The following is a 22,962-nucleotide window of genomic DNA, read 5'->3' as shown; positions in this document are numbered from 1 at the left end:
CCCAACGGGAACCGCTGAATCACGTGTCCGTTCCGCACCATCCAATGCTTTCGGACCGCACCGAACATCGATAAAAGACACTTAAGATTGACCGTCCCCGCCGACGGGCCTTCGCGCGGACCGACACGCTGCATTGCGGCCATCCGCCATACGAAAAGGCTCCGAGTAAACCCGGAGCCAATTGGTCGTATCGATCAGACTTAGGGGAAAGAAGGCCTTGGTCGGCTTACTGCGACGGCATCAAAGCCTTCTTATTCTCCGCGTCGATCTCGGCCTGGAGCCGATCGACACTGCGCTGCTGCGTACGCTGCGCTTCGGCTTGCCGGGCACCCTGATTCTTGTCACGCGTCGCCTCACGCGCGGCTTGGTTCTTGTCGCGCACAGCCTCACGCGCCTGGCGGTTGCGCTCGGCCTCGACCTGGCGCTGGCGGCGGGCCTTTTCCTTGTCGGTGAGCTGCGCGACCACGAGCGACGTCTCCTGCGAGGCGCTGTCACGCGTCTGGCGCTGCGGTCCGTCTGCGACGTGGGCGAAGGCGGGCACGGTCAATCCCGCAACGAGCACCGCTGCCACACCCAGTTTCGTCATCTGTCCCATGTCGTCCTTCCTTTCATTCACACGCTCTCACCTAGTGCTCCCTCCCCGTCCGGCGACCGGGCGGGGCGATGGAATCACCAGGGGCGCGCTTTTGTCCCGCTCGGGCCGAAGCCCGACCGGAGACGATTGCGTGCTTGCAAATGTATGCGAGCTGAATGGGACGCGAGGATGACGAAAATCAGATGTGAATGGCGCGGCCGTACGCGTTGAGGACCGATTCGTGCATCATTTCCGACAAGGTCGGATGCGGGAAGACGGCGTGCATCAGGTCTTCTTCCGTCGTCTCGAGATTCATCGCGACAACGAAACCTTGAATGAGCTCCGTCACCTCGGCGCCCGCCATGTGCGCACCGAGAAGCTCGCCCGTCTCCGCGTCGAACACCGTCTTGACGATGCCTTCCGGTTCACCGAGCGCGATCGCCTTGCCGTTGCCGATGAAGGGGAAGCGGCCGACCTTGACCTTGCGGCCCGCCTCTTTCGCCTTCGCCTCGGTGAGGCCGACGGAGGCGACCTGCGGCTGACAATAGGTGCAGCCCGGAATCTTCAGCTTGTCGAGCGGATGCGGCTTCAGACCCGCGATCGCCTCGACGCACACGACGCCCTCATGCTCGGCCTTGTGGGCGAGCATCGGCGGGCCGGCGACGTCGCCGATCGCATAGATCCCGTCGACGTTCGTGCGGCCATAGCCGTCGATCACGATGCAGCCGCGTTCGGTCTTCACGCCGAGCTTTTCGAGATTGAGATTCTCGATATTGCCGACGACGCCGACGGCGGAGATGATCTTCTCGACCTCGCGCGTCTCGGTCTTGCCGTCCTTCTCGATGGTGACCTTCTGGGTCTTGCCCTTGTCGACCTTCGTGACCTTCGCGCTCGTCAGGATCTCGATCCCCTGCTTTTCGAGCCGCTTGCGGACGTGCGCCGCGATCTCGGCGTCCTCGACCGGCAGGATCTGGTCGAGCACCTCGACGATCGTGACCTTCGCGCCCATCGAGTTGAAGAAGCTCGCGAACTCGACACCGATCGCGCCGGAGCCGACGACGAGCAGCGATTTCGGCATCTCTTTCGGGACCATCGCCTCGAAATAGGTCCAGATCGCCTCGCCGTCCGGCTCGAGACCCGGCAGAGCGCGCGGGCGGGCGCCGGTCGCGATGATGATGTGCTTGGCGGTGTAGGTGCCGCCCTTCAACGCCCCCTTCGGCGCATCGGGCGCCTCTTCGACGGTGATGGTCCCCGCCTTCTCGACCTTGGCGGTGCCCCAGATCACGTCGACCTTGTTCTTCTTCAGAAGCATGCCGACGCCGTTATTGAGCTGCTTGGAGACGCCGCGCGAGCGCTCCACCACCTTCGCGATGTCGAAGCTCACATCTTTGACGGTCAGGCCATAATCCTTGGCGTGCTTGGCGTGGTCATAGACCTCGGCCGAGCGCAGGAGCGCCTTCGTCGGGATGCAGCCCCAGTTGAGGCAGATGCCGCCGAGATGCTTCTTCTCGACGATCGCGGTCTTGAGACCGAGCTGGGCGGCACGAATCGCCGTGACGTAGCCGCCAGGCCCCGACCCGATGATGATGACGTCGTACGCGGAGCCGTTGTCAGCCATTATATTCCTCCGAAGGGTCGTCCTTATGACGCAAGGTTAGCCGGAGATGGCGGAAAAGTCCGCCACTTGAAGTGTCGTCTCCCGCAGAGCAGCCAAGATCCGCAGCCGGTTGAACCGCAGCGAGGCATCCTCCGCATTGACGAGCACGGTGTCGAAGAAGGTGTCGACCGGCGTACGGAGCGCGGCGAGCGCCTCCATGGCGGCGGCATAGTCTTCCCGCGCCACGGCCTCGGCGACGTCGGTCTTCACCCGCGCGACAGCCTCGGCAAGCGCAATCTCCTGCGGCTCGATGAGAACGCCCATATCGGGCGCGCCCGAGACGGGGCCGTCTTTCTTTTCCTCGGCGCGCAGGATGTTGGTGGCACGGCGGTAGCCGGCCATCAGCGTCGCGCCATCCTCGCTCGCGAGGAAATCGGAGAGCGCGGCGATCCGGTTCACGATGTCGACGAGATCGATCGTGGCGAGCACCGGGATGATCGCCCGCACCGTGTCCGCCGACACGCCGGCGTCGCGCTGCTGGACGATGAAGCGCTCGAGGATGAAATCGACGATCCATGGCGCGCCGGATGCGTCCGACGCGGCCTCGCTCGCGGCCGTCATCTCGGCGTGGACGTCGAGCGAGCGGAGCTGCGCCCAGGTCTTGGCGATCACCGTCTCCGCGCCGCCACCGGCCAGCGGCACGCGCAGCGCGTTGGCGAGGATCAGGCGGATGATCCCGAGCGCCGCGCGGCGGAGGCCGAACGCGTCGCCGGAGCCGGTCGGCTTCTCGCCCGCCGCCCAGAGGGAGACGAGCTGGTCGATCTTGTCGGCGAGGGCGACGGTGACGGACACCGGCGCCTCGGGCACGGCGTCGCTCGGGCCGAGCGGCGCATAATGCTCCTCGATCGCCGCCGCGACCGCCCTTTCGAGACCTTCCGCCTCGGCATAGCGGCGGCCCATATAGCCTTGCAGCTCGGGAAACTCGCCGACCATGCCGGTCACGAGGTCCGCCTTCGCGAGGCGCGCCGCGCGCTCGGCGATGTCGGGATCGGCGCCGACGGCCGGCGCGATCTCGCGTGCCAGCGCCGCGATCCGCTCGACCCGCGCGGCCTGACTGCCGAGCTTTTCGTGGAATGTAACGGCTTCGAGCTTCTTCGCGTGCGTCGCGAGCGGCGTCTTGCGGTCCTGCTCCCAGAAGAAGCGCGCGTCGGACAGCCGGGCCTTCACCACCCGCTCATTGCCGGCGGTGATCGCAACGCCGTCGTCCGGCGCTTCGAGATTCGCCGTCAGCACGAAGGCGTTGGCGAGCGCACCGGTCGCCGCGTCGCGGGTGACGAAACACTTCTGATTCTCGCGGATCGTCAGGCGAATCACCTCGTCGGGAAGATCGAGCGCCCAATCCTCGAAACGGCCGATATGGACGACCGGCCATTCGACGAGGCCCGCCACCTCCTCCAGAAGCCCCTCGTCCTCCACGAGGTCGAGGCCGAGCGCGTGACAGGCATTCTTCGCGTCGTGCAGGATCTGGTCACGCCGCCGGTCGAGATCGACCACCACGCGCGCCTTTTCGAGCGATGTCTTGTAATCGTCGAGCCGCCGCACGCGGATCTTGCCCGGTGCGTGGAACCGATGGCCGACGGTCGTGTCGCCCACCGGAACGCCCGGCAGATCGACCGGCACGATCTCCGGGTCCTCGTTGTCCGGCCCGAAGGTCGCGATGATGGAGGTGAGCGGACGCACCCAGCGCAGCGGCGCCGGATCGGCCGAACGCTCGCCCCAACGCATCGACACCGGCCAGGGAAAGCGGCGAACGGTCTCCTCGATCACCTCGGCGGCGATCGTGATCGTGTCCCGCCCCGGAACCGTCGTGCGGGCGATATAGAAGTCGCCCTTTTTGGGATCGGTCATCACCTCCGCCTCGTCGATCGAGGCAAGGCCCGCGGCGCGCATAAAGCCTTCGAGCGCCTTCTCCGGCGCACCGACGCGCGGTCCCTTGCGCTCTTCGCGCCGGTCGGGCGAGCGCGGCGGAAGGCCGGTGACGGCAAGGACGAGACGGCGCGGCGTCGCCGTCGCATAGGCGCCCTCATAGGTGAGGCCGGCATCGACCAGCGCATTGGTGACGAGCCTCGTGAGGTCGCCCGCAGCGCGGCGTTGCATCCGAGCGGGAATTTCCTCGCTCAAGAGTTCGACAAAGAGTTCAGGCATCGGTTCGCCGGTTTCGATCGCGTCCGCGGTCGGTAGCATTGGGCGCGGCGGGGTGAAAGCCCCGCGCGGCATTGCTGCATTGCCGGCGCGCGAAAATCGCGGTCGAATCAGTCGCTTTTCCTCACCGGCACGCCTCGGCCGCGCCCGCCGGCAGCCGCACGGCAAAGGACGCGTCGCGCGCCGTCGCCGACATCATGGCGATCACGCCGCCATCGGCCCCGAGGACGGGACCGCCCGACGTGCCGGGATCTTGCGGGCAATCGAGGAGCAGCTTGTCCCGGTCGCGCGAGACGATCCGGCACGCGGAGTCGGTCTGCGCGTGCTGGCGGCGCCGGGCATAGCCGATCACGTCGACCGTCTCCGCCCCGTCCGCCTCGCCGATCGCGAGCGTCGCGGGCGCGTCCTGCGCCAGGCAGAGCGCCGTCACGTCCCGGCCGAGATCGACGGCCCGAGTCGGATTGGTGTGGAGCGCCCAGCCCATCCGGTCATAGCCGAACAAAAGCTGCATCTGCGCCGCGTCGAGGCCCCTCAGACAATGCGAGGCGGTGATTGCGACGCGCGGGGCGATCGCGAACATCGTGCAATGACGCTGGCGGTCGTAGCCGGCATGATTCGCCCGGCCGACGGCAAGGTTGGGATCCGCCTTCGCGATGGTGGCGAGCGGGGCGAGTGTGACGAAGGCGGCGACGGCCGCGCGAAGGACTGGGGTCAAGGCTGCGCTCAGTCGAAGGTGTGAAAGTCGATCGGCGGATCATAGCAGACGCCGAAGACCGGGCATTTCGGCGTGTCGCGGGTGGGCGCATATTCCGGCTGCGCCCACTGCCAGGGGTCGCAATAGGCGCGATTCGCGACGAAGCGGCGGAAGGTGTAGCGCCCCGTTGTCATCACCACGGCGCCCTCCTTTTGGATGAAGCCGTTCACCGCCTCGCAGGTCATCGTCCGCGTGTCCGGCCGGGCCTCGGCGGGCGCGGCAGCGAACGCGAGGACGATAACCGGGAGGAGCGCGACGGCGATCGGCCGGGCGGTCTGCCGAGCGATCCGGGCAACGGTCGTGACCCTCATGGCGCGTCTCCTGCCCGTTCGTCCTCAGTTTTCGTCCTCAATGCGCGCCGGTTGCGCACGGTTCACTTGACGGGCGCCTCGCGGCAGCCCCAACTCCAACATCCATGCGCCGCCCGGTCCTTTTCCTCGACGTCAGCCGTCTCGTCCGCCGCTATGAGCATTTTGGCGGGCCGACCGGTATCGACCGCATCGATCTGATGTACGCCCGCTGGGCCGGGACGCAAACCGCCTTCACCGTGCGCCCGGTCACACGCTGGAGCCACCGTCTCGTGATGCTGCGAGACGGTGCGCTCGAGCATGTCCTCGCGACGCTCGAGGCGCGCTGGACGTCCGGACGGCCGCCGCAATTCGGCCGCGCCGGGCGCTCGCCTCTCCGCTTCGGGGCCGAGCGTGTCGCGGGCCGCACGCGCCACCTCTCGCTGCTGCGCGGCGCGAAGGCGCTCGATGCCGACGGCGCGCCCAACGTGACGCTCAATGTCAGCCATGACGGGCTCGACGATGCGGCGCGCTTTGCCGATCTGCCCGGCCCCTTCGCCGCCCTTCTCCACGATCTCATCCCGATCACCCATCCCGAATACGAGACGGCGCGGGCGAGCGCGCTGCACGAGCGGCGCCTCCACACCCTCGCGGCGCACGCCGACCACGTGTTCACCGTGTCGGCCGCGACGCAGTCGGTGCTTCATGCGCTCTATCCCGACGCCGACTTCGGGTCGTCGGTCGTCCATGTCGCGCCGGGGCTCGTGAAGACGGATGATCCGATCATCCCCGACCGGCCGACCTTCGTGCACCTGTCGAGTGTTGAGCGGCGCAAGAATCTCGCGATGCTCCTCCACGTCTGGCGCGATATCGTGGCGCGTGAACCCGATCCGCCGCATCTCATGGTGATCGGCAAGCGCGGCGGCGACGGCACGGCGATCGACCTCATCGAGCGGTGCGACGCGCTACAGCCGCACGTGACGGCGACCGGCGGCCTCAGCGATACCGACGTCGCGCGGCATCTCGCCGGGGCGCGGGCGCTCCTGACGCCGTCCTTCGTGGAAGGCTTCGGGCTGCCGATCGTCGAGGCGCACGTGATGGGCGTTCCGGTGATCGCCTCCGATATTGCGCCGCACCGCGAGATCGGCGGGCCGTCAACGCTGTTCCTATCACCGCTCGACGGACTCGGCTGGCGCGAGGCGATCCTCGCCTATGCGCGCGATCCGGCCCTCGTCGCCGAGAAGGCCGCCGCCATCGTGCCGCCCCAAGGGTGGGATGCGCATTTCGAGGCGGTGACGGACACGCTCCTCGCACTCGCCTCGCGCTGACCCCGGCACGCGAAAGCCCGCCGCGACGGGCGCGGCGGGCTTTGCTGATTTTGCGACGATGGAGGCGCCCGGCGCACGGGCGCCGGGCCGGAGCCTCAGACGAAGAGGCGCATCGGCGATTCGATCAGCGCCTTGAAGGACTGGAGAACTTCCGCGCCGAGCGCGCCATCGACCACGCGGTGATCGACGGAGAGCGTCACGGTCATCACCGTTGCGATCGCGAGCGCGCCATCCTTCACCACCGGACGCGGCGAGCCTTCGCCGACCGCGAGGATCGAGCCGTGCGGCGGATTGATGACGGCGGCGAAGTCCTTGATGCCGAACATGCCGAGATTGGACACCGCCGTCGCGCCGCCCTGATATTCGGACGGCTGCAACTTCTTGTCCCGCGCGCGCTTGGCAAGATCCTTCATCTCGTTGGAGATGGTGGAGAGCGTCTTCTGGTCGGCCTTGCGCACGACCGGGGTGATGAGCCCGTCGGGGATCGCGACGGCGACGCCGACATCGACCCCGCCTTCATGGACGAGGCGCGCGGTGGAGGTGTAGGTCGCGTTCGCCATCGGCACGGCCTTCAGCGCGAGGCCCATCGCCTTGATGACGAAGTCGTTGACCGAAAGCTTGTAGGCCGGCTTGCCGTTCTCGTCGGTCGGCGCGGCGGCGTTCAATTCGCCCCGGACCTTGAGGAGGGCGTCGAGCTCGACATCGACCGTCAGGTAGAAATGGGGGACGGTCTGCTTCGATTCGGTCAGGCGGCGGGCAATCGTCTTGCGCATCCCGTCGTGCGGGATCTCGCGATAGGTGCCCGCCTCGTACATGGCGCGGATCTGATCGTCCGACATGCCGGCGGGCGCGGCGGCTGCGGCGGCCGGAGCCTTCCCGGCGGCGGCGGGCGCGGCCTCGGGCTTGGCGGCTTTCGCCCCACCCGACGCCTTCGCCTCTTCGACGTCGCGCTTCACGATACGGCCGTGCGGGCCGGTACCATCGATCGCCGAGATGTCGAGCCCCGCCTCTTCGGCAATCCGTTTGGCGAGCGGGGAAGCGAACACGCGCTCACCGGAGGATTTTGCCGGGGACGGCGCGGACGCCGGGGCGGCGGCACCATTCGCGGAGGTGCGCGTCGCGTCGGCCGCGCCACCGGGTGCGGTCTCTTCCTTCGCCGCGCTCTCTTTCGGCGCCTCGGCCTTGGCCGGCTTCGACGCGGCGGCACCGTCGAGATCCTTCGCGTCCTCGCCTTCTCCGAGAAGCAGCGCGATCGGCTCGTTCACCGGAACGTCCGCCGTGCCTTCGCCGACGAGAATCTTGCCGACGACGCCCTCGTCGACGGCTTCGACCTCCATGGTGGCCTTGTCGGTCTCGATCTCTGCGATCACGTCGCCGGAGGAGACCGTGTCGCCCTCCTTCACGAGCCATTTGGCCAGCGTACCGGCCTCCATGGTCGGCGACAGAGCAGGCATCAGAATCGGGGTAGGCATGGACGTCCTCGCATGTGTCCTTGGGTGCAAGACCGCGCACCCTTAGGGGCCGTGCGCCGGTTGGACTGTCCTAGAAGGCGTCTCTGATTGCAAGATGGCGCAAACGACGTGCTCTTATGCATCATCGTCGCGACCACCCCGAATCGACCGAGCTCGACCAGCCCTGTTAGAGATCGCCCTCATGCGAATCCTGTTCCTGCACAACAACTTCCCTGGCCAGTACCGCCGGATCGCCCAACACCTCAAGTCCGTCGACGGGGTCGAGATGTTGGCCGGAACGTTGAAGTCGAATGCCCAACAATTCGGCATTCGCCGGATCGACTACGCGCTGCACCGCGAGGTGACCCCCGCGATCCATCCGATGCTCATCGTCACCGAGCGTGCCGTCCTCACCGCGCAGGCCGCGTTTCAGGCGCTCTATTCGCTGAAGAAATCAGGGTGGACGCCGGATCTCGTCTGCGCCCATTCGGGCTGGGGACCGTCGCTGCTGATCAAGGAATTGTGGCCGCAGACGAAGCTCCTCAGCCTGTTCGAGTGGTACTATCAGCCGCGGGGGAGCGACACCGATTTCCTCGAAGAGATCGACCATAACGTCGCCGCGCGGGCGCATTTCAAGAATGTCCCCGTCCTCCTCGACCTCGCTTCGATGGATTGGGGCACCTCGCCGACCGAGTGGCAGCGGCGTCAGTTCCCTCCGCATTTGAGGCACAATATCAGCGTCCTGCACGAGGGCGTCGACACCGACTTTTTCTGCCCCGGCCCCGCGCGCGTCACCGTCGGCGACCGCACCTTCACGGAGGACGACGAGGTGATCACCTACGTCGCACGCGGCATGGAGCCCTATCGCGGCTTTCCACAATTCATGGCGGCGGTGGAAAAGCTCCAAAAGCGGCGCCCGAACCTTCATGTCCTCATCGCCGGGCAGGACCGCACCGCCTATGGCCGCACCCGTGAGGACGGCAAGACCCACCGCGAGCACGCCCTCGCGACGCTCGATCTCGACACCTCGCGGGTCCATTTCATGGGTCTCGTCCCGCTCCCGACGCTGCGCGACATGTTCCGAATCACCCGCGCGCACGTTTACCTCACCGTCCCCTTCGTCCTGTCCTGGTCGATGCTGGAGGCGATGGCGACGGGCGCGGTGATCGTCGGCTCGAAGACCCCGCCGGTGGAGGAATTGGTCCGCCATGGCGAGAACGGGATCCTCGCCGATTTCTTTGATGTGGACGATATCGCCGAACGAATTGATGAGATCTTGCGCGGCGACGTCGACTGCACAAGCTTAGGGCAAGTAAGCCGGCGCACGATCGTGGACGAGTATGCGTTGCCCCACATTCTGCCCCGCCAATGGGCGATGATGCAGGCTGTGGCGAATGGTGAGCGGCCGCCGCTATAGGCAGCCGCTCCGCTCGAACAATCCAAGGGAGGCTTCCGTTGGCGATGCACGCCACCGGGGCGCGATGTCGATGGCCGCCACGGCGATGTCCGTCAGGTTATCCTCGGGCCACCAAGCGCAATCTAGAGTTTAAACGCGATAAACGACCTATGACATCTCGGACCCGTTAGGCGGCGCGCGGAGCGACGGCCGCCAGCGATAGAAAGGAAGCCGCCATGCGGTCAGCTCGTCTATCCGCCTGCCTCGCCGCGACCCTGATCCTGGCGACGGCGTCGATCCCGGCCCAAGCCGCCACCACCGTCTGCAAGAACCGCAACGAGATCATCGAGATCCTGTCGCGCAAATTCGGTGAGACGCAGCGCTCGTTCGGTCTGCAAAACAACAAGCGCATTCTCGAACTCTACGCCTCGCCGAACGGCTCGTGGACCGCGTTGATCACGCTACCATCGGGCCGATCCTGCGTCCTCGGGGCGGGTGAGGCGTGGACCGTCGTGCCGCCACAGCCGGTCGGCGAACCCGCATAAATCCTCGCTGAAACGTCGCGGCAGAGATTGATCTGCCGCGACGAACGGCCTAACCCACGGGTCAGAATCATATTGGAGGATGCGACCGTGGGAGTCGAAGGCAAAGTAATTCTCGTGACCGGGGCGAGCCAAGGCATCGGCAAGGCGTGCGCCCTGACGCTCGCCAAAAACGGCGCCAAGGTGGTCATCGCGGCCCGTGGCCAGGACAAGCTCGATGCGGTCGCCGCCGAGGCGAGCGGCGAAGTGATGCCCTTTGCCTGCGACGCCACCGATCCGGCGACGGTCGACGCCCTCTTCGCGGCAATCCGCGAGCGCTATGGCCGGATCGACGTTCTCTTCAACAACGCCGGCAACAACATCCCGACCACCAATTTCGGCGATATCGAATATGACCAGTGGCGCCATGTGGTGTCGGTCGACCTCGACGGCGCCTTCCTGATGGCGAACCGTGCCTTCCGCATGATGCGCGATCAGAACCCGCGCGGCGGCCGCATCATCAACAACGGCTCGATCTCGGCCCACGCCCCCCGTCCCGGCTCGGCGGCCTACACCGCCTCCAAGCACGGCATCACGGGCCTCACCAAGTCGATCAGCCTCGACGGTCGCCAGTTCGACATCGCCTGCGGCCAGATCGATATCGGCAACGCGATGACCGACATGGCCGCCCGCATGGCGAAGGGCGTGCCCCAGGCCGACGGCGAAATCCGCGTCGAGCCGCTGATGGACGTCCAGGTGGTCGCCGACACCGTCCTCTACATGGCCGGCATCGACGCCTCCGCCAACGCGCAGTTCCTCACCATCATGGCGACGAAAATGCCGTTCGTCGGCCGCGGCTGAACCAGCCCCGACCACACGATCTGGAAAAAGCGTCGCGCCAGCGGCGCTTTTTTTCGTTTCGGGGCAGCGGGACGCCCCGCCCCGCCCACACGTGTGCCGCGCCCCGTTTCGCGGCTCACCCGATCGTCTAAAGTCGGCGGGCGCTGTGCGCCAAGATAGAGGAAACGCCGACATGACCATGGCGATCGCCGTCACCTCCCCCCACCATCTCGATTTCGTGCCGAGCGAGGCGATCCCGCCCGCCCCCGGTGAGGTGATGCTGCGCATCGTGCGCGGGGGCATTTGCGGCTCCGACCTCCACATTTTCCACGGCACGAACCCCTACGCGACCTATCCCCGCGTCATCGGTCACGAGTTCGGCGGCATCGTCGAAACCGTCGGCGACGGGGTGACGGGACTGCGCGAAGGCGATCACGTGGTCGTCGATCCGGTCGTGAGCTGCGGCGTCTGCTATCCGTGCCGGATCGGCCGATCGAACGTGTGCGCCCGGCTCGAGGTGATCGGCGTTCATCGCGATGGCGGCTTCCGCCCCTTCGTCACGCTCCCGGCGGACAACGCGATCAAGGTGTCGCCCGACCTGCCGTTCGATGTCGCAACGCTCGCCGAGCCGTTCTCGATCGCCGCGAACGCGCTCCTGCGCACCGGATGCGACCCGACCGATCACGTCCTCCTTTACGGCGCCGGAACGGTCGGCCTCACGATGCTTCAGGTCGCCAAGCTCGAAGGGGCGCGGGTGATGATCGCCGATCCCGACGGCGCCCGTCTCGAACGCGCGGCCCGCTTCGGCGCCGACATCACCGCCCGGACCGGGGTCGACGATATCGACGCCCTCGCGCGCGCGATGAACGGCGGTCTCGGCCCGACCCTCGTCATCGACTGCGCGGGCGTGCCGGCCCTGATGGAGGACGCCTGCCGGCTCGCCGGGCCCGCCGGTCGGGTCGCCATCATGGGCTTCTCGCCCCAGCCGACAACGATCATCCAGCAGCAGATCAACTCCAAGGAGTTGACCGTCTATGGGTCCCGCCTCAATCGCAAGCTTTTGCCGAAGGTGGTCGACTGGCTGGAAACCGGCGCCCTCGCCCCTGCCGCCATGGTCACCCAGACCTATCCCGCGGCGGATGCTCGCGCCGCCTTCGAGCTCTTCGAGAACGAGCCGCACAAGACGATCAAGATCCAACTCGCCTTCGATTGACCGCGCTCAGACCGGGCGCCGCCACATGAAGAGCTCGAACGCCGTCCATAAAACGAGCGTCAGGAGGAAGATCGACACGCCGATCGCCCCGAGCCCGAAGGCCTGCGCCCCGATGCCGACCAGCCCCGTCAGGCACGCCGCGCCGAGGCCGGCGGCGGCGATCTGGAAGCCGATCGCCGTGTCGGCGTGCGCGAGCCCGACACGGGCCGGCGTGAGGCTGATCAGCGAAGCGAACACCGGCGCGAACAGGAACCCCATCGTCATGAGGCCGACGAGGGACAGTGTCCGCGTCGGCTCCAGCCAGAAGAGCAGCGCGCCGACGATCGAGCCGATGATCGCGACCCGCAGCGCCGGCACGAGCGCGATCCGGTGCGCCACGATGCCGAACAGGACGCGGCCCGCGACAAGGCTCGCCCAATAGAGCGTCACGAAGAGCCCGGCCGCCGTCTCGTCCACCCCGCGCCCGAGGGTGAGCAGCGAATAACTCCACTGCGCGGTCGCGACCTCCGCACCTGCATAGACGAAGAAGACCGCCATGCCCGCCCAGACGATCGGCCGGCTCAGCGTGTGAACGAGCCGTTCCGATTTCGGCTGATGCGCGACCGTCATCGGCGCGGCGCCCCACCGCGCACGAGTCAGGAAGAAGGTGATCGCGAGCGCCAGCTGAGCCGACCCGACGACGAGATAGGCCCGTTGCCACTGAAGACCCATTTCGAGCACGGCCGTCACGATGATCGGCCCGAGGGTCGCGCCGACCCCATAAAAGGCGTGCATCCAGTTCAGCGAACGCGCATCGAAATGGCGGGCGGCATAGGCGTTGAGCGCGGCGTCCACCGCCCCGCCGCCGAGCCCGGCGAGAAGGCCGCACGCGAGAAGGACCGGCCAGGCCGGCGCGAACGCGAAGCCGAGGAGCGCAGTCGCCGCCGCCCCCGTCGATAAAGCGAGAACGAGGCCGATCGACAGGACGCGCATGACCGCGCCGCTCATGAAGCTCGACACGAGATAGCCGATCGTCGTCAGCGCGACGAGCGTGCCGAGCGAATCGAGCGGCCGCGTGAAATCCGTCCGGATCGAAGGCCACGCGACGCCGAGAAGACCGTCCGGAAGGCCGAGACTGACGAAGGCGATGAACGCGAGCGCCGCCAGGATACGGGAGCTGGACATAGGGAAAGACATTGCCTTTGGGCGCAGGACTGCGGGCACGGAACCCGAGCGCGGCGCAAAACACAATGGCGCCCCGCCCCGAACCCACACCGCCGCACGGCGTTGGCCTCATACACCGCGCACCACGGCGATGCGCCTTTTCATCAATGGAGCGAGTACCATGGCGACTGCGACCGCGCCCAAGGAGAAGAGCGCCACACTTTACCGCATGGTGATGGAGGACCATCTCTGCCCCTTCGGCCTCAAGACGAAGGCCCTCCTCGAACGCGAGGGCTACCGCATCGACGATCACTGGCTGACGACGCGCGCCGAGACCGACGCCTTCCAGGCCCGGGAGGGCGTCGAGACGACACCCCAGGTCTATATCGATGGCGAGCGGATCGGCGGCTATGACGAGACGCGCGCCTATTTCGGCGTGGCTCGCCCCGACAAGGCCGAGACGAGCTACCGCCCGGTGATCGCGATCTTCGCGGTCGCCTTCCTGATGGCGCTCGCCGTCGCCTGGGCCGCGACCGGAACGATCCTCACGATCCGCCTGCCGGAGTGGTTCATCGCCATCGCGATGTGCCTTCTCGGTATCCAGAAGCTGCAGGACGTCGAGAGCTTCTCGACGATGTTCCTCAACTACGACCTCCTCGCCCGCAGGTGGGTGCGCTACGGCTATCTCTACCCCTATGGCGAGACGCTCGCCGGCATCCTGATGATCGCGGGCGTCCTCACCGTCGTCGCCGCGCCGATCGCCCTCTTCATCGGCACCGTGGGCGCGGTATCTGTGTTCAAGGCGGTCTATATCGACAAGCGGGAGCTGAAATGCGCCTGTGTCGGAGGAAGCAGCAACGTGCCGCTCGGCTTCGTCTCGCTCACCGAGAACATCATGATGATCGTGATGGCGATCTGGATGCCCTTGCGCATGTGGGTGATGTGAGCCCGGCCGCGTCCGCGATATTCCGGTTCGCCGGTTCGTTCGGCACAAAAGTGGCATGGCACGGGTTGCGCACCTAACTGAATCCGATGGACCCTTGGTCTCAACCCGCAATGCCCGCCACCGCCGTGACAAGGACTGACGACGACCGATGATGCTGACCCCTGAGCTCGTCGCGCTCAGTCTGCGCGAGGAGCCCGATCTCGGCCCGGAGCCCGGCTGGACCCTCCTGACGGACGACGAGCTTGACGCCCTCGCCCGCCATTTCGACGCCGAATGCGGCTCCGATCCGCTGTGGATCTTCGCCTATGGCTCGCTGATCTGGAAACCCGGCTTCGCGCATGTCGCCGAGGAACGGGCGACCGCCTTCGGCTGGCACCGCTCGTTCTGCCTCAAGCTGCGGCGCTTTCGCGGCTCACCCGAGCAGCCGGGCCTGATGATGGCGCTCGAGCGCGGCGGCCGCTGCGACGGGCTGATCTATCGCCTGCCCGACGAGGGGCGCCTCGAGGAAATCCGCGCCGCCTTGGTGCGCGAGGTCCGCTTTCACCAAAATCGCGACATGGTGCGGTGGATCACGGTGCGGACGGAGACCGGCAACCGGCGCGTCCTCACCTTCTGGGCGGGGCCGAAGGGCGAGCGCGTCACCGACAAGCTCAGCCATGAGGAGATCGCCTATATCCTCGCCCGCGCCTGCGGCAGCGTCGGCTCGTGCGCCGAATATCTCTACAACACCGTGGCGCACCTTGAGGAATACGGCATTCGCGACCGAAATCTGTGGGCGCTCCAGCATCTCGTCGCGGAAGAGCTGAAGGCGATCCACACCGCGTGAGCGGCCTCAACGGCGCGCGATACAGTCGATCTCGATCAACGAATCGCGCACGAGATCGGTGACGCCCACACAGGTGCGCACCGGCCGCGCCTCGCCCTGAAAGAAGTCGGCATAGACGGCGTTCATGTCGTCATAATCGCGCTTAAACTCGGTCAGGAAGACCCGGACGCTCATCACGTGCGCGAGCCCGAGCCCCAGCGCGCCGAGCGCGGCCTCCATGTTCTGCAGCGTCTGCCGCGTCTGGGCGATGATCCCCACCGGAAGATCCTTCTCCGGGTCGGACAGGTCGCGCGGAAACTGCCCCGTCAGGAAGACGAACCCGTCCGCCTCCGTCGCGTGGCTGCTCGGCGACATCGAGCGCGGAAAGCCTTCGAGCGTGTGGTAGATCGTGTCGGACATTCCGGTTCCTCCATTTTCGTCGATGATCGCACGGCGCGCCGTATTCCCGCGAATCCACCCGGCACGGCGACCCCGCCGCCGCCGACGCGCCCGGCGCTTGAAGCCGGCATGAACCGCTGAGAGAAGACGGCCGGGAAGAGCGCGTCAGCGCCGGAAACCCGGCTCCGACGATCGCCTCGATCGATCGCCATGATGGCGCGCTCACAGAAACAGCACGGCCGCCCCGGCGAACGCAACAAGAGACCGTCCACCGCACCCCATCGACCGCGACGCCGCGCTCTGATGCGGGGCACGGCCTGTCAGCCCCCCCGAAGGCAAAAGGCGGTCCTCAGCCTGTTTCCCGGAGCCAGCCATCGCTGAGGCCCGTGAAGAGGGGGATGGTGAGGGAGGGCAAGGGCGAAGAGCGCAGCGTCCCTTGCCCTCCCTCGCCATCCGCCTCAGGGCATCACTCAGCGATGGCTGGCTCCGGGAAACAGGCGCTCCCCCCTGTTTTCTGGTGAAGTCGGAGCGCCACGGCCGCGCCACACGCACGGCCATGGCATCGAGCCACGGCGCGGCAACCAAGCCGCCGCGCCGCTAGGCCATCCCGTCAGTTCGCGAAATCGCCCACCGACCAGAAGAAGGTCTCGCCGGACGAATCGTCGACCCCGTCATTATCGGTGACGAAATAGGCCGTCCCGTCGGACCCGACCGCAAACCCTTCGAGCTTGTCGACGGTATAGCCGCCGAAGCGCGCAAGGTCCGGGATCGCGTCGTGAGCGAGGGTCTTGGTGACGGTCGGCAGTTCGCCGCCGAGCGGCTGCGGCTCGAGCTCGGCCGCCGGGATCGCATAGATCGCCTTCACCTTCGCCGCCGAGCCGATCTGATTGTCGCGCTCGATCACGTAGACGGTGTCGCCGAACGCCGTGATTTCGGAAAGGCCCATCCAACCCGTCTCGGCCGCCTCGAGCGGATAGCGCACCGCGCCCCAGCTCCCGTCGGTGAGATCGTAGCTGACGAGCTTCACGTGTCCCTTCGGATCGTCGCCCCATTCACGCTGGATCGCGATCCAGAGACGATCGCCGATCTTGGTCACGCCTTCGGCCCCGAAGCGACGCTCTCCGGCGAGGAGCGCGTCCGGAAACGGCACCTCCTCGATGATCGCCCCGCTCGCGTCGACATGATAGAGCGCGTGCGGCACGTCCTTCTCGCTGTTGCCTTCATTGGCGAGCCAGAAGCCGCCCTCCCCGTCGGAAACGATCCCCTCGAGGTCGAGCTTTTCGGCCGGCGCGCCGTCGCGCGTCACGGTCGTCGATGCGGTGATCGTGGCGGGCGTCGTGGCGGCGTCGATGGTGAAGATCGCGGGATTGGCGGAGTAGAAGGAATCGCTGACGGCATAGAGCGTCGTCGGGTTCGCCGGGTCGGCGGCGAGACCGGAGAGCGCGCCCCACCCGAATGCCGGGATCTCGGAGGCCGCCGCGACGATCGTCGGATAGGCCGCCGGCGCGTCCTGCAACGCGTAGATCATCACATGGGCGCGCACGCCCCCGTCCTCGATGAGATCGGCCTCATTGGCGGTGACGAAAAGATTGCGCTGCGGGATCGCGACGGCACCTTCGGGCGCGATGCCGGAGGGCAGGATGCCTGTCAGCGTCGGGTCCGTCTCATCGAGCGCATAGACGCCGACCGCCGAGCCGCGCTCGGACAGGACGAAGAGATATGTCGTCTCGCCGAAGGTCGCGACCTCGAGGCCCTCGGGCTCGATGCCCTTCTTGTCGGAGCGCTTGTCGGGATAATGGCCGGCTCCGATCAACGCATATTCAAGGCTCGCGCCCGCCTCATAAGCGACCGTCCCATCCACCCCGAAAATGGTGAAGCCGCGGGCGCCGCCTTCATAATCGCCCTCGTTGGCGACGACGAGATGATCCTCCCCGATCCATTTCACCGAATCCGGCTCGCGCTTCATGGTGACGGTGCCGGTGAGGTCGATCGCCCCGTCGCGCGCGGTGTCGACCTTGTCGAGCGTCACCTCGCCGGCCGGGAAATGAGCCGTCACCGTGCCGTCCGGGGCGAGGATCACGATGTGGTTGTTCTCCTGCAGCGTCACCGCGATCGCGCCCGCCGCATTGATGTCGACGAACTCGGGCTCCGGATCCTCCGGCGCGATCTCGGCAAGGCCGGTGAGGTCGGCGGTAATCATCGCGTCGCAATCGGGCCCTTCCTCCGACAGCGGGATGATCACGACATTGCCGGCCGGCATCTGGGGAATGGCGCCGTCATCGAGGTCTTCGTCGCGCTCGTTCTCGATCGCGATCGCGAGAAAGGCGCCGCCGGGCGCGAGGGCGACGGAATCGGGCTGGCCGCCGAGATCGCAACTGTCGCTCACCGTGCGCCCGGCGAGGTCGACGACCTTCAGGATGCCCGACGGGTCGGTGTAGCTCTCGGAGGTGTTGACGGCGACGAAGGCGGACTCGCCCAAAATGGCGAGCGAGGTCGGCTCGCCGCCGAGCATGATCGCGCCGACCGCCGCGGGCGCCTTCGGGTCGGAAATGTCGACGAGGCCGACGGCGCCGAGGGGGCTGTCGGTATAAGCGAGCATCATCCCGTCGGCCGTTGCGGCGATGATCTCGGCGGAGGTCGGCGTCTCAGAGGGGGTGCCGTCCGGAAGATTGCGCGGGACCTCGAAGCTCGCGATGCGGTTGAAGGTCTCGGCATGAGCGGCGGCCGTCGTCGCCATCAAGGCGGCCAAAAGCGTAAAGGAACGGATCGTCATGAGGTCCTCGCGGGGAATTTTCCGCCGAGCTTTATTCCCCCTTCTTAATGGCGATGTGACAGTCCGAGCCGCCCGCCGATCCGGCCGCGAATGCGGGCCGCGGCACGCGAAACCGCGCCTCCCACCGTCACGTCGCCGGTGGGGCGTCGGTGCAAAAAGTCCGCCGGGGCGGCTCATATTGCACTAATATGATATTGCGCATCGGCCCTGATCCATCGCGAATGGACCGGTTGCACGCCAACGCAAGGATCGACCCCCACCGATGAGCACCCGTCTTGCCGCGCCGTCCGGCGGCCCGCGATGAACACCCGCCCCGCCCTCCTCACCGACGCGGCCGCGATCGTCGAGATCTGGAACGCGATCATCCGTGATCCGCACATCACGTTCACGACGGTGCTGAAGACGGTCGACGGCATCGGCGCGATGATCGCCGAGCGCCAGGCGGCGGGCGAGGCGTTTTATGTCGGAGAGGCGGACGGCGCGGTGGTCGGCTTTGCGACCTACAGCGCCTTCCGCGGCGGCCCTGGCTATGCGCGCACCAAGGAGCTGTCGATCAATCTCGCGCCGGAGGCGCGCGGACACGGGCTCGGCCGCGCTTTGATGGGGGCGCTCGAAGCGCACGGGCGCGCGGCGGGCGTTCACTCCCTCGTCGCCGGGGTCAGCGGCGCGAACGCCGACGGCATCGCTTTTCACAAGGCCGTCGGCTTCGACGTGGCGGGGATCCTGCCGGAGGCGGGCTGGAAATACGGGGTCTATCTCGACCTCGTCCTCATGCAGAAGCGCCTCCTGGCGGCCCCGTCCTAGACGAAGATGATGTCCGAATAGTCGACCGCCTCGCCATAGACTTTGACGACCGGCTGATCGAACACCACGACCCATTCCGAACCGCGCATCTCCACGATCGACACATCGTCGATCGTCGCGCCGGCGAAATCGGAATCGCGCGAGGCATCGATCAAGATCCGGTCGCCGCTCTCGAAATCCTTGACGACGTCGAGGCCGGCTCTGCTGTCGAACACGAACGTGTCGGCCCCCTCACCGCCGATGAGGACATCGTTGCGCGGGCCGCCATTCAGCCAATCGTCGCCGTCGTCGCCGATCAGCGTGTCGTTGCCGTAGCCGCCGAACATCGCGTCGTCCCCACCACGGCCGCGCATGAGGTCGTTGCCGGCAAAGCCTAAGAATTCGTCCGGCCCGGGGGACCCGAACATCCGGTCCGGCCCGTGCAGGAGGATCTTGAAGGCGTCCTCGCCATCGTGCGCATTGAAGATCCGCGCCGCGTTGGCGAAGGCGTCCTGCGCCGAATAGACTTTGAAGCCGTAGGCCGATTCCGTGACGTTATCGATCGTTCCGCCGGTGTCCCCGTTGGCCTTCTCGACGAAGTGCCCGGTATATTTCACATAGACGCCGAGCCCATGCGCGGTGAGGATCCGCTCCTCATTCTCCGCGATAACCGCGCCGGGCAGGATCAATGCGCCGAGCATGTCGATCGGTTGAAAAAATTTGACGTTTGCCACGCCGTTCTCCTGAAGACGCCCCGCCTGCGGAGCGTCTGCGCTAGACAAGTTGGATGTTATTCCCAAGAACGTTACAAATCAGCATTCGGAAGGTCGCACAGCAAACGAATGACACATCGCACCTTAGACGGCGAACCTACCTAGAAGTTCACTCTCACACGAATGCAATATCTGAATATTCGACATCATGACCAAATACCTTTGCAACAAAATGGTCAAAAACAAAAATCTTGTCGAATTTCTTTCCATCGACGATATCAACGTCTCGCAGTCGAGCGCCGAAGAAGTCAGAATCCCGACCTCGATCGATGACAATCGTATCCTCGCTCTTAAAGTCCCTCACGGTGTCCACGCCAGACCAAGAGTCAAACTCGAAATAGTCGCGACCTGGCCCGCCAAATAGAATGTCATTCTGTGGGCCACCATTGAGCCAATCGTCGCCGATGTCGCCCTTCAGCGTATCTCGCCCGATATTTCCGTACAATTCATCGTCGCCACTTCGTCCAGAAATCACGTCATTCCCAGAAAATCCAAGGATCCTGTCACTGTAGTTAGAACCGATGATTTTATCGGGACCATTGAGCACAAGTTCGTAGGCATCAAGAATATTGTTGATCTTGACGAAATCCCCAGCATCTACATTAACTTTTTTGGCGGAGTATGTTTTCTGCCCGTAATCAAACTGAGTGATCGATCTAATAACTCCATCGAGCTCTCCCCGACTATCGACAAAAAATCGACCAGAATAGACTGATACAATATCATAGCCAAAGCTCAACGCATCGAAGACAACCTTTTTGTGTGTCGCCGACACCAACTCACCTGGAACAAGCACCGTATTCATCATATCAATAGACTGGTAAAACTTAACGTTCGACATAACACCCTCTTTGTCGCGCCAGTTAAACTACACGATCTTAAATTGATTTATTAACGTTTCAAGAAGCGCGACCTCACGCCATAAGAGAGCCACGGCCACACCCCAACAGCCACCGTGACCTCATTGAGGCAAAAAAGCATCAAAAATTTGAGGCCTGCACAAAATATTCGGCCCACCCCGAAGGGTGGGCCGAACGTGTCACACCGCCCGCGAACGGGCGCTCACTGCCAGCGTTTGATCAGCTCTTCATAAGCGATCGTCTCGCCCTGAGGCTTTTCGTTGGCGAGCTTCGGCTTGGGGGCGCCGGGCTGGTCAAACCAATATTGCGCGTCGCGCTCCTCGTTGAGGCGCGGGCCGCAGCCGCCATAGACGTTGGCCTTCTCGTCGGCCACCTGCATGCGGGCCATGATCTGGTCCATCTCGGCGGCGAGCCGGTCCATCGCCTCTTGCGGGGAGAGGTTCCCGGAGTTCACGTCACCGATATACTGCCACCAGAGCTGGGCGAGCTTGGGATAGTCCGGCACGTTGATGCCGGTCGGCGTCCACAACACCCGGTCGGGCGAGCGATAGAATTCGATGAGGCCGCCGAGCTTCGGCGCGCGCTCGGTGAAGCTCTCGTCACGGACGGTGGAGTCGCGCACGAAGGTGAGGCCCTTGTGGCTCTTCGTGACGTCGACGGTCTTCGAGGTCACGAACTGGGCGTAGAGCCAGGCGGCCTTCAGCCGGTCGAGCGGGGTCGATTTCAGGAACGTCCAGGAGCCGGCGTCCTGATAACCGAGCTTCATGCCCTCTTCCCAATAGGGCCCGTGCGGCGACGGCGCCATGCGCCAGAGCGGCATCCCCTCGTCGTCGACGGTGTTGTTGCCCTCCGATTTCGGCTTCACCATGTCGGCGGTGAAGGCGGTGTACCAGAAGATCTGCTGGGCCGCGTTGCCTTGGCTGAGCGCCGGCAGCGACTGGTAGAAGTCGTAGGAGGCCGCCGCGGGCGGAGCGTATTTGCGCAGCCACTCGTCCCACTTGGCGATCGCATAGACGGCGGCCGGTGAGTTGGTGCCGCCGCCGCGGGTCACGGACGCCCCCTCAGGATTGCACGAATCCTTCTCCATCCGAATGCCCCACTCGTCGACCGGGCGGCCGTTCGGAAGGCCCTTGTCCCCCTCACCCGCCATCGACAGCCACGCATCCGTCATCCGCCAGCCGAGGTCGGGGGCGCGCTTGCCGTAGTCCATGTGGCCGTAGATGCGCACACCGTCGATTTCCTTCACGTCGTTGGTGAAGAAATCGGCGATATCCTCATAGGCCGACCAGTTCACCGGCACGCCGAGATCGTAGCCATATTTCTCTTTGAACTTCGCCTGGTTGTCCGGGTCGTCGAACCAATCCTTGCGGAACCAGTAGAGGTTGGCGAACTGCTGGTCGGGAAGCTGCCAGACCTTGCCGTCCGGCCCGGTGGTGAAGGAAATGCCCATGAAGTCGTCGAGGTCGAGCGTCGGGCTCGTGACGTCAGCGCCGTCGCCGGCCATCCAGTCGGTGAGGTTCACCGCGCTTTGAAGACGCGAGTGGGTGCCGATGAGGTCCGAGTCGTTGATGTAGGCGTCGTAGAGATTGCGGTTCGTCTGCATCTGCGTCTGAACCGCCTGCACCACCTCGCCCTCGCCGAGGAGCTGGTGGTTCACCTTGATGCCGGTGATCTCCTCGAAGGCCTTGGTGAGGACTTCCGATTCGTAGGTGTGGGTCGGGATCGTCTCCGAGAGGACATTGATTTCCATCCCCTGGAAGGGCTGGGCCGTGTCGATGAACCATTGCATCTCGGCGACCTGCTCGTCCCGCGTCAGGGTCGATTCGGTGAATTCGTCGTCGATCCATCGCTCGGCGGCGGCGATGTCCGCGAGCGCCGGTGCCGCCGTCACCAGCGCCATCGCGCAGGTGGAGGCCATCAAGAGGCGTTTCATAGTGTCTCCCTTCTTTTTTTGACCCGGCCTTGCGGCCTCGGACGTCACCCTCGCCTTTGGCGACGAGGTGTGATGGCGTTGCCTTCAGACGAAGGCGAAGACGAGAACGGCGACCGCGATCGCGATCAGCGAGGCCCACCACAAGGGCCCGGCGGCGAAGGCGAGCCAGCCGAGATGGATGTAGGCGGCGGCGAGGAGTGAGATGAACAGCCGGTCGCCGCGGGTGGTGTAGAGGCCGAGGACGCCGATCCGGGGGTGGCCGCCGGGCCGCGCATATTCCCAGGCCGACATCGCAAGGAGGAGACCGGCGATTGCGGCGAAGAAGAGCGCCGTCTGCCAGGTCCACGCCATCCAAGAAAGACCCATAACACCCTCCCGAAATCC

The 22,962-nt window shown here is 65.7% G+C and carries 21 protein-coding genes; 8 read left to right on the top strand and 13 right to left on the bottom strand.

Annotated elements, in window-relative coordinates:
• Window positions 1–226: 226 nt before the first annotated feature.
• The 5 genes from L1787_RS12700 to L1787_RS12680 all read right to left on the bottom strand — a co-directional run bounded on the left by L1787_RS12700 (window position 227) and on the right by L1787_RS12680 (window position 5,438).
• Window positions 227–595, bottom strand: a complete 369-nt coding sequence (locus tag L1787_RS12700; protein ID WP_235709235.1) for a hypothetical protein — start codon at window positions 593–595, stop codon at window positions 227–229.
• A gap of 178 nt (window positions 596–773) precedes the next feature.
• Window positions 774–2,192 carry a dihydrolipoyl dehydrogenase gene (gene lpdA / locus L1787_RS12695; protein WP_235709234.1) on the bottom strand — a complete coding sequence of 473 codons (1,419 nt, stop codon included), beginning with the start codon at window positions 2,190–2,192 and terminating at the stop codon, window positions 774–776.
• Window positions 2,193–2,228: 36 nt separating this feature from the next.
• Window positions 2,229–4,376 carry a glycine--tRNA ligase subunit beta gene (gene glyS, locus L1787_RS12690; protein WP_235709233.1) on the bottom strand — a complete coding sequence of 716 codons (2,148 nt, stop codon included), beginning with the start codon at window positions 4,374–4,376 and terminating at the stop codon, window positions 2,229–2,231.
• A gap of 121 nt (window positions 4,377–4,497) precedes the next feature.
• The gene (locus L1787_RS12685; protein WP_235709232.1) at window positions 4,498–5,088 is read right to left on the bottom strand and encodes a trypsin-like serine peptidase; all 591 of its coding nucleotides are present in this window, start codon (window positions 5,086–5,088) and stop codon (window positions 4,498–4,500) included.
• Between the two features lie 8 nt (window positions 5,089–5,096).
• Entirely contained in the window at window positions 5,097–5,438 is a 342-nt protein-coding gene (locus L1787_RS12680; protein WP_235709231.1) for a hypothetical protein, read from the bottom strand.
• Window positions 5,439–5,542: 104 nt separating this feature from the next.
• Here L1787_RS12680 and L1787_RS12675 point away from each other — a divergent pair, with 104 nt between their 5' ends.
• Entirely contained in the window at window positions 5,543–6,742 is a 1,200-nt protein-coding gene (locus L1787_RS12675) for a glycosyltransferase family 4 protein (RefSeq protein ID WP_235709230.1), read from the top strand.
• Window positions 6,743–6,837: 95 nt separating this feature from the next.
• Here the strand turns inward: L1787_RS12675 and L1787_RS12670 are convergent, their stop codons facing one another.
• Window positions 6,838–8,214, bottom strand: a complete 1,377-nt coding sequence (locus L1787_RS12670; RefSeq protein ID WP_235709229.1) for a pyruvate dehydrogenase complex dihydrolipoamide acetyltransferase — start codon at window positions 8,212–8,214, stop codon at window positions 6,838–6,840.
• Window positions 8,215–8,395: 181 nt separating this feature from the next.
• Here L1787_RS12670 and L1787_RS12665 point away from each other — a divergent pair, with 181 nt between their 5' ends.
• From L1787_RS12665 to L1787_RS12650, 4 genes are all read left to right on the top strand, one after another.
• Complete coding sequence (locus L1787_RS12665) at window positions 8,396–9,610, top strand: glycosyltransferase (RefSeq protein ID WP_235709228.1); 1,215 nt, start codon at window positions 8,396–8,398, stop codon at window positions 9,608–9,610.
• Window positions 9,611–9,825: 215 nt separating this feature from the next.
• Window positions 9,826–10,134 (top strand): hypothetical protein, encoded by a 309-nt coding sequence (locus tag L1787_RS12660; protein WP_235709227.1) that lies wholly within the window; start codon window positions 9,826–9,828, stop codon window positions 10,132–10,134.
• Window positions 10,135–10,221: 87 nt separating this feature from the next.
• A complete protein-coding gene (locus L1787_RS12655) occupies window positions 10,222–10,971 on the top strand; it encodes an SDR family oxidoreductase (RefSeq protein ID WP_235709226.1) in 750 nt (249 codons plus the stop codon).
• 172 nt (window positions 10,972–11,143) lie between these two features.
• Window positions 11,144–12,163 carry a zinc-binding alcohol dehydrogenase family protein gene (locus L1787_RS12650; protein ID WP_235709225.1) on the top strand — a complete coding sequence of 340 codons (1,020 nt, stop codon included), beginning with the start codon at window positions 11,144–11,146 and terminating at the stop codon, window positions 12,161–12,163.
• Between the two features lie 6 nt (window positions 12,164–12,169).
• Here L1787_RS12650 and L1787_RS12645 read toward each other — a convergent pair whose 3' ends face one another.
• Window positions 12,170–13,327, bottom strand: coding sequence for an MFS transporter (locus L1787_RS12645; protein ID WP_235709224.1), 1,158 nt, complete (start codon window positions 13,325–13,327; stop codon window positions 12,170–12,172).
• Between the two features lie 160 nt (window positions 13,328–13,487).
• Between L1787_RS12645 and L1787_RS12640 the strand changes: the two genes are divergently transcribed.
• Window positions 13,488–14,252: a MauE/DoxX family redox-associated membrane protein gene (locus L1787_RS12640; protein ID WP_235709223.1), complete on the top strand. Its 765-nt coding sequence runs from the start codon at window positions 13,488–13,490 to the stop codon at window positions 14,250–14,252.
• Between the two features lie 148 nt (window positions 14,253–14,400).
• Window positions 14,401–15,078 (top strand): gamma-glutamylcyclotransferase, encoded by a 678-nt coding sequence (locus L1787_RS12635; RefSeq protein WP_235709222.1) that lies wholly within the window; start codon window positions 14,401–14,403, stop codon window positions 15,076–15,078.
• A gap of 6 nt (window positions 15,079–15,084) precedes the next feature.
• Here the strand turns inward: L1787_RS12635 and L1787_RS12630 are convergent, their stop codons facing one another.
• Both L1787_RS12630 and L1787_RS12625 read right to left on the bottom strand, forming a co-directional pair.
• Complete coding sequence (locus L1787_RS12630; RefSeq protein ID WP_235709221.1) at window positions 15,085–15,477, bottom strand: RidA family protein; 393 nt, start codon at window positions 15,475–15,477, stop codon at window positions 15,085–15,087.
• A 589-nt stretch (window positions 15,478–16,066) separates the two neighbouring features.
• A complete protein-coding gene (locus L1787_RS12625) occupies window positions 16,067–18,229 on the bottom strand; it encodes an esterase-like activity of phytase family protein (protein ID WP_235709220.1) in 2,163 nt (720 codons plus the stop codon).
• A gap of 300 nt (window positions 18,230–18,529) precedes the next feature.
• On the opposite strand from L1787_RS12625, the gene L1787_RS12620 reads away from it, so the two are divergent.
• Window positions 18,530–19,033 carry a GNAT family N-acetyltransferase gene (locus L1787_RS12620; protein WP_235709219.1) on the top strand — a complete coding sequence of 168 codons (504 nt, stop codon included), beginning with the start codon at window positions 18,530–18,532 and terminating at the stop codon, window positions 19,031–19,033.
• Here the strand turns inward: L1787_RS12620 and L1787_RS26075 are convergent.
• The 4 genes from L1787_RS26075 to L1787_RS12600 all read right to left on the bottom strand — a co-directional run bounded on the left by L1787_RS26075 (window position 19,030) and on the right by L1787_RS12600 (window position 22,944).
• On the bottom strand, window positions 19,030–19,746 hold the full coding sequence (locus L1787_RS26075) for a calcium-binding protein (protein ID WP_235709218.1): 717 nt from the start codon (window positions 19,744–19,746) through the stop codon (window positions 19,030–19,032). The two genes, L1787_RS12620 and L1787_RS26075, sit on opposite strands and share 4 nt — an antisense overlap.
• Window positions 19,747–19,900: 154 nt before the next feature.
• Window positions 19,901–20,626 carry a calcium-binding protein gene (locus tag L1787_RS12610; RefSeq protein ID WP_235709217.1) on the bottom strand — a complete coding sequence of 242 codons (726 nt, stop codon included), beginning with the start codon at window positions 20,624–20,626 and terminating at the stop codon, window positions 19,901–19,903.
• Window positions 20,627–20,847: 221 nt separating this feature from the next.
• Complete coding sequence (locus L1787_RS12605; protein WP_235709216.1) at window positions 20,848–22,578, bottom strand: ABC transporter substrate-binding protein; 1,731 nt, start codon at window positions 22,576–22,578, stop codon at window positions 20,848–20,850.
• Between the two features lie 84 nt (window positions 22,579–22,662).
• The gene (locus L1787_RS12600; RefSeq protein WP_235709215.1) at window positions 22,663–22,944 is read right to left on the bottom strand and encodes a DUF2160 domain-containing protein; all 282 of its coding nucleotides are present in this window, start codon (window positions 22,942–22,944) and stop codon (window positions 22,663–22,665) included.
• Between the last annotated feature and the right edge of the window lie 18 nt (window positions 22,945–22,962).

Source organism: Acuticoccus kalidii (assembly GCF_021556395.1).
Taxonomy (GTDB): Bacteria; Pseudomonadota; Alphaproteobacteria; order Rhizobiales; family Amorphaceae; genus Acuticoccus; species Acuticoccus kalidii.
The sequence above is the reverse complement of the archived record's forward strand: the minus strand, read 5'-3'. Positions and strand labels throughout refer to the sequence as shown.

Excerpts from the sequence above, each read along its gene's own strand:
- L1787_RS12700 (WP_235709235.1), bottom strand. The coding sequence starts at position 595 with ATGGGACAGATGACGAAACTGGGTGTGGCAGCGGTGCTCGTTGCGGGA.
- lpdA (WP_235709234.1), bottom strand. The coding sequence starts at position 2,192 with ATGGCTGACAACGGCTCCGCGTACGACGTCATCATCATCGGGTCGGGG.
- glyS (WP_235709233.1), bottom strand. The coding sequence starts at position 4,376 with ATGCCTGAACTCTTTGTCGAACTCTTGAGCGAGGAAATTCCCGCTCGG.
- L1787_RS12680 (WP_235709231.1), bottom strand. The coding sequence starts at position 5,438 with ATGAGGGTCACGACCGTTGCCCGGATCGCTCGGCAGACCGCCCGGCCG.
- L1787_RS12675 (WP_235709230.1), top strand. The coding sequence starts at position 5,543 with ATGCGCCGCCCGGTCCTTTTCCTCGACGTCAGCCGTCTCGTCCGCCGC.
- L1787_RS12670 (WP_235709229.1), bottom strand. The coding sequence starts at position 8,214 with ATGCCTACCCCGATTCTGATGCCTGCTCTGTCGCCGACCATGGAGGCC.
- L1787_RS12665 (WP_235709228.1), top strand. The coding sequence starts at position 8,396 with ATGCGAATCCTGTTCCTGCACAACAACTTCCCTGGCCAGTACCGCCGG.
- L1787_RS12660 (WP_235709227.1), top strand. The coding sequence starts at position 9,826 with ATGCGGTCAGCTCGTCTATCCGCCTGCCTCGCCGCGACCCTGATCCTG.
- L1787_RS12650 (WP_235709225.1), top strand. The coding sequence starts at position 11,144 with ATGACCATGGCGATCGCCGTCACCTCCCCCCACCATCTCGATTTCGTG.
- L1787_RS12645 (WP_235709224.1), bottom strand. The coding sequence starts at position 13,327 with ATGTCCAGCTCCCGTATCCTGGCGGCGCTCGCGTTCATCGCCTTCGTC.
- L1787_RS12640 (WP_235709223.1), top strand. The coding sequence starts at position 13,488 with ATGGCGACTGCGACCGCGCCCAAGGAGAAGAGCGCCACACTTTACCGC.
- L1787_RS12635 (WP_235709222.1), top strand. The coding sequence starts at position 14,401 with ATGATGCTGACCCCTGAGCTCGTCGCGCTCAGTCTGCGCGAGGAGCCC.
- L1787_RS12630 (WP_235709221.1), bottom strand. The coding sequence starts at position 15,477 with ATGTCCGACACGATCTACCACACGCTCGAAGGCTTTCCGCGCTCGATG.
- L1787_RS12625 (WP_235709220.1), bottom strand. The coding sequence starts at position 18,229 with ATGACGATCCGTTCCTTTACGCTTTTGGCCGCCTTGATGGCGACGACG.
- L1787_RS12620 (WP_235709219.1), top strand. The coding sequence starts at position 18,530 with ATGAACACCCGCCCCGCCCTCCTCACCGACGCGGCCGCGATCGTCGAG.
- L1787_RS12610 (WP_235709217.1), bottom strand. The coding sequence starts at position 20,626 with ATGTCGAACGTTAAGTTTTACCAGTCTATTGATATGATGAATACGGTG.
- L1787_RS12605 (WP_235709216.1), bottom strand. The coding sequence starts at position 22,578 with ATGAAACGCCTCTTGATGGCCTCCACCTGCGCGATGGCGCTGGTGACG.
- L1787_RS12600 (WP_235709215.1), bottom strand. The coding sequence starts at position 22,944 with ATGGGTCTTTCTTGGATGGCGTGGACCTGGCAGACGGCGCTCTTCTTC.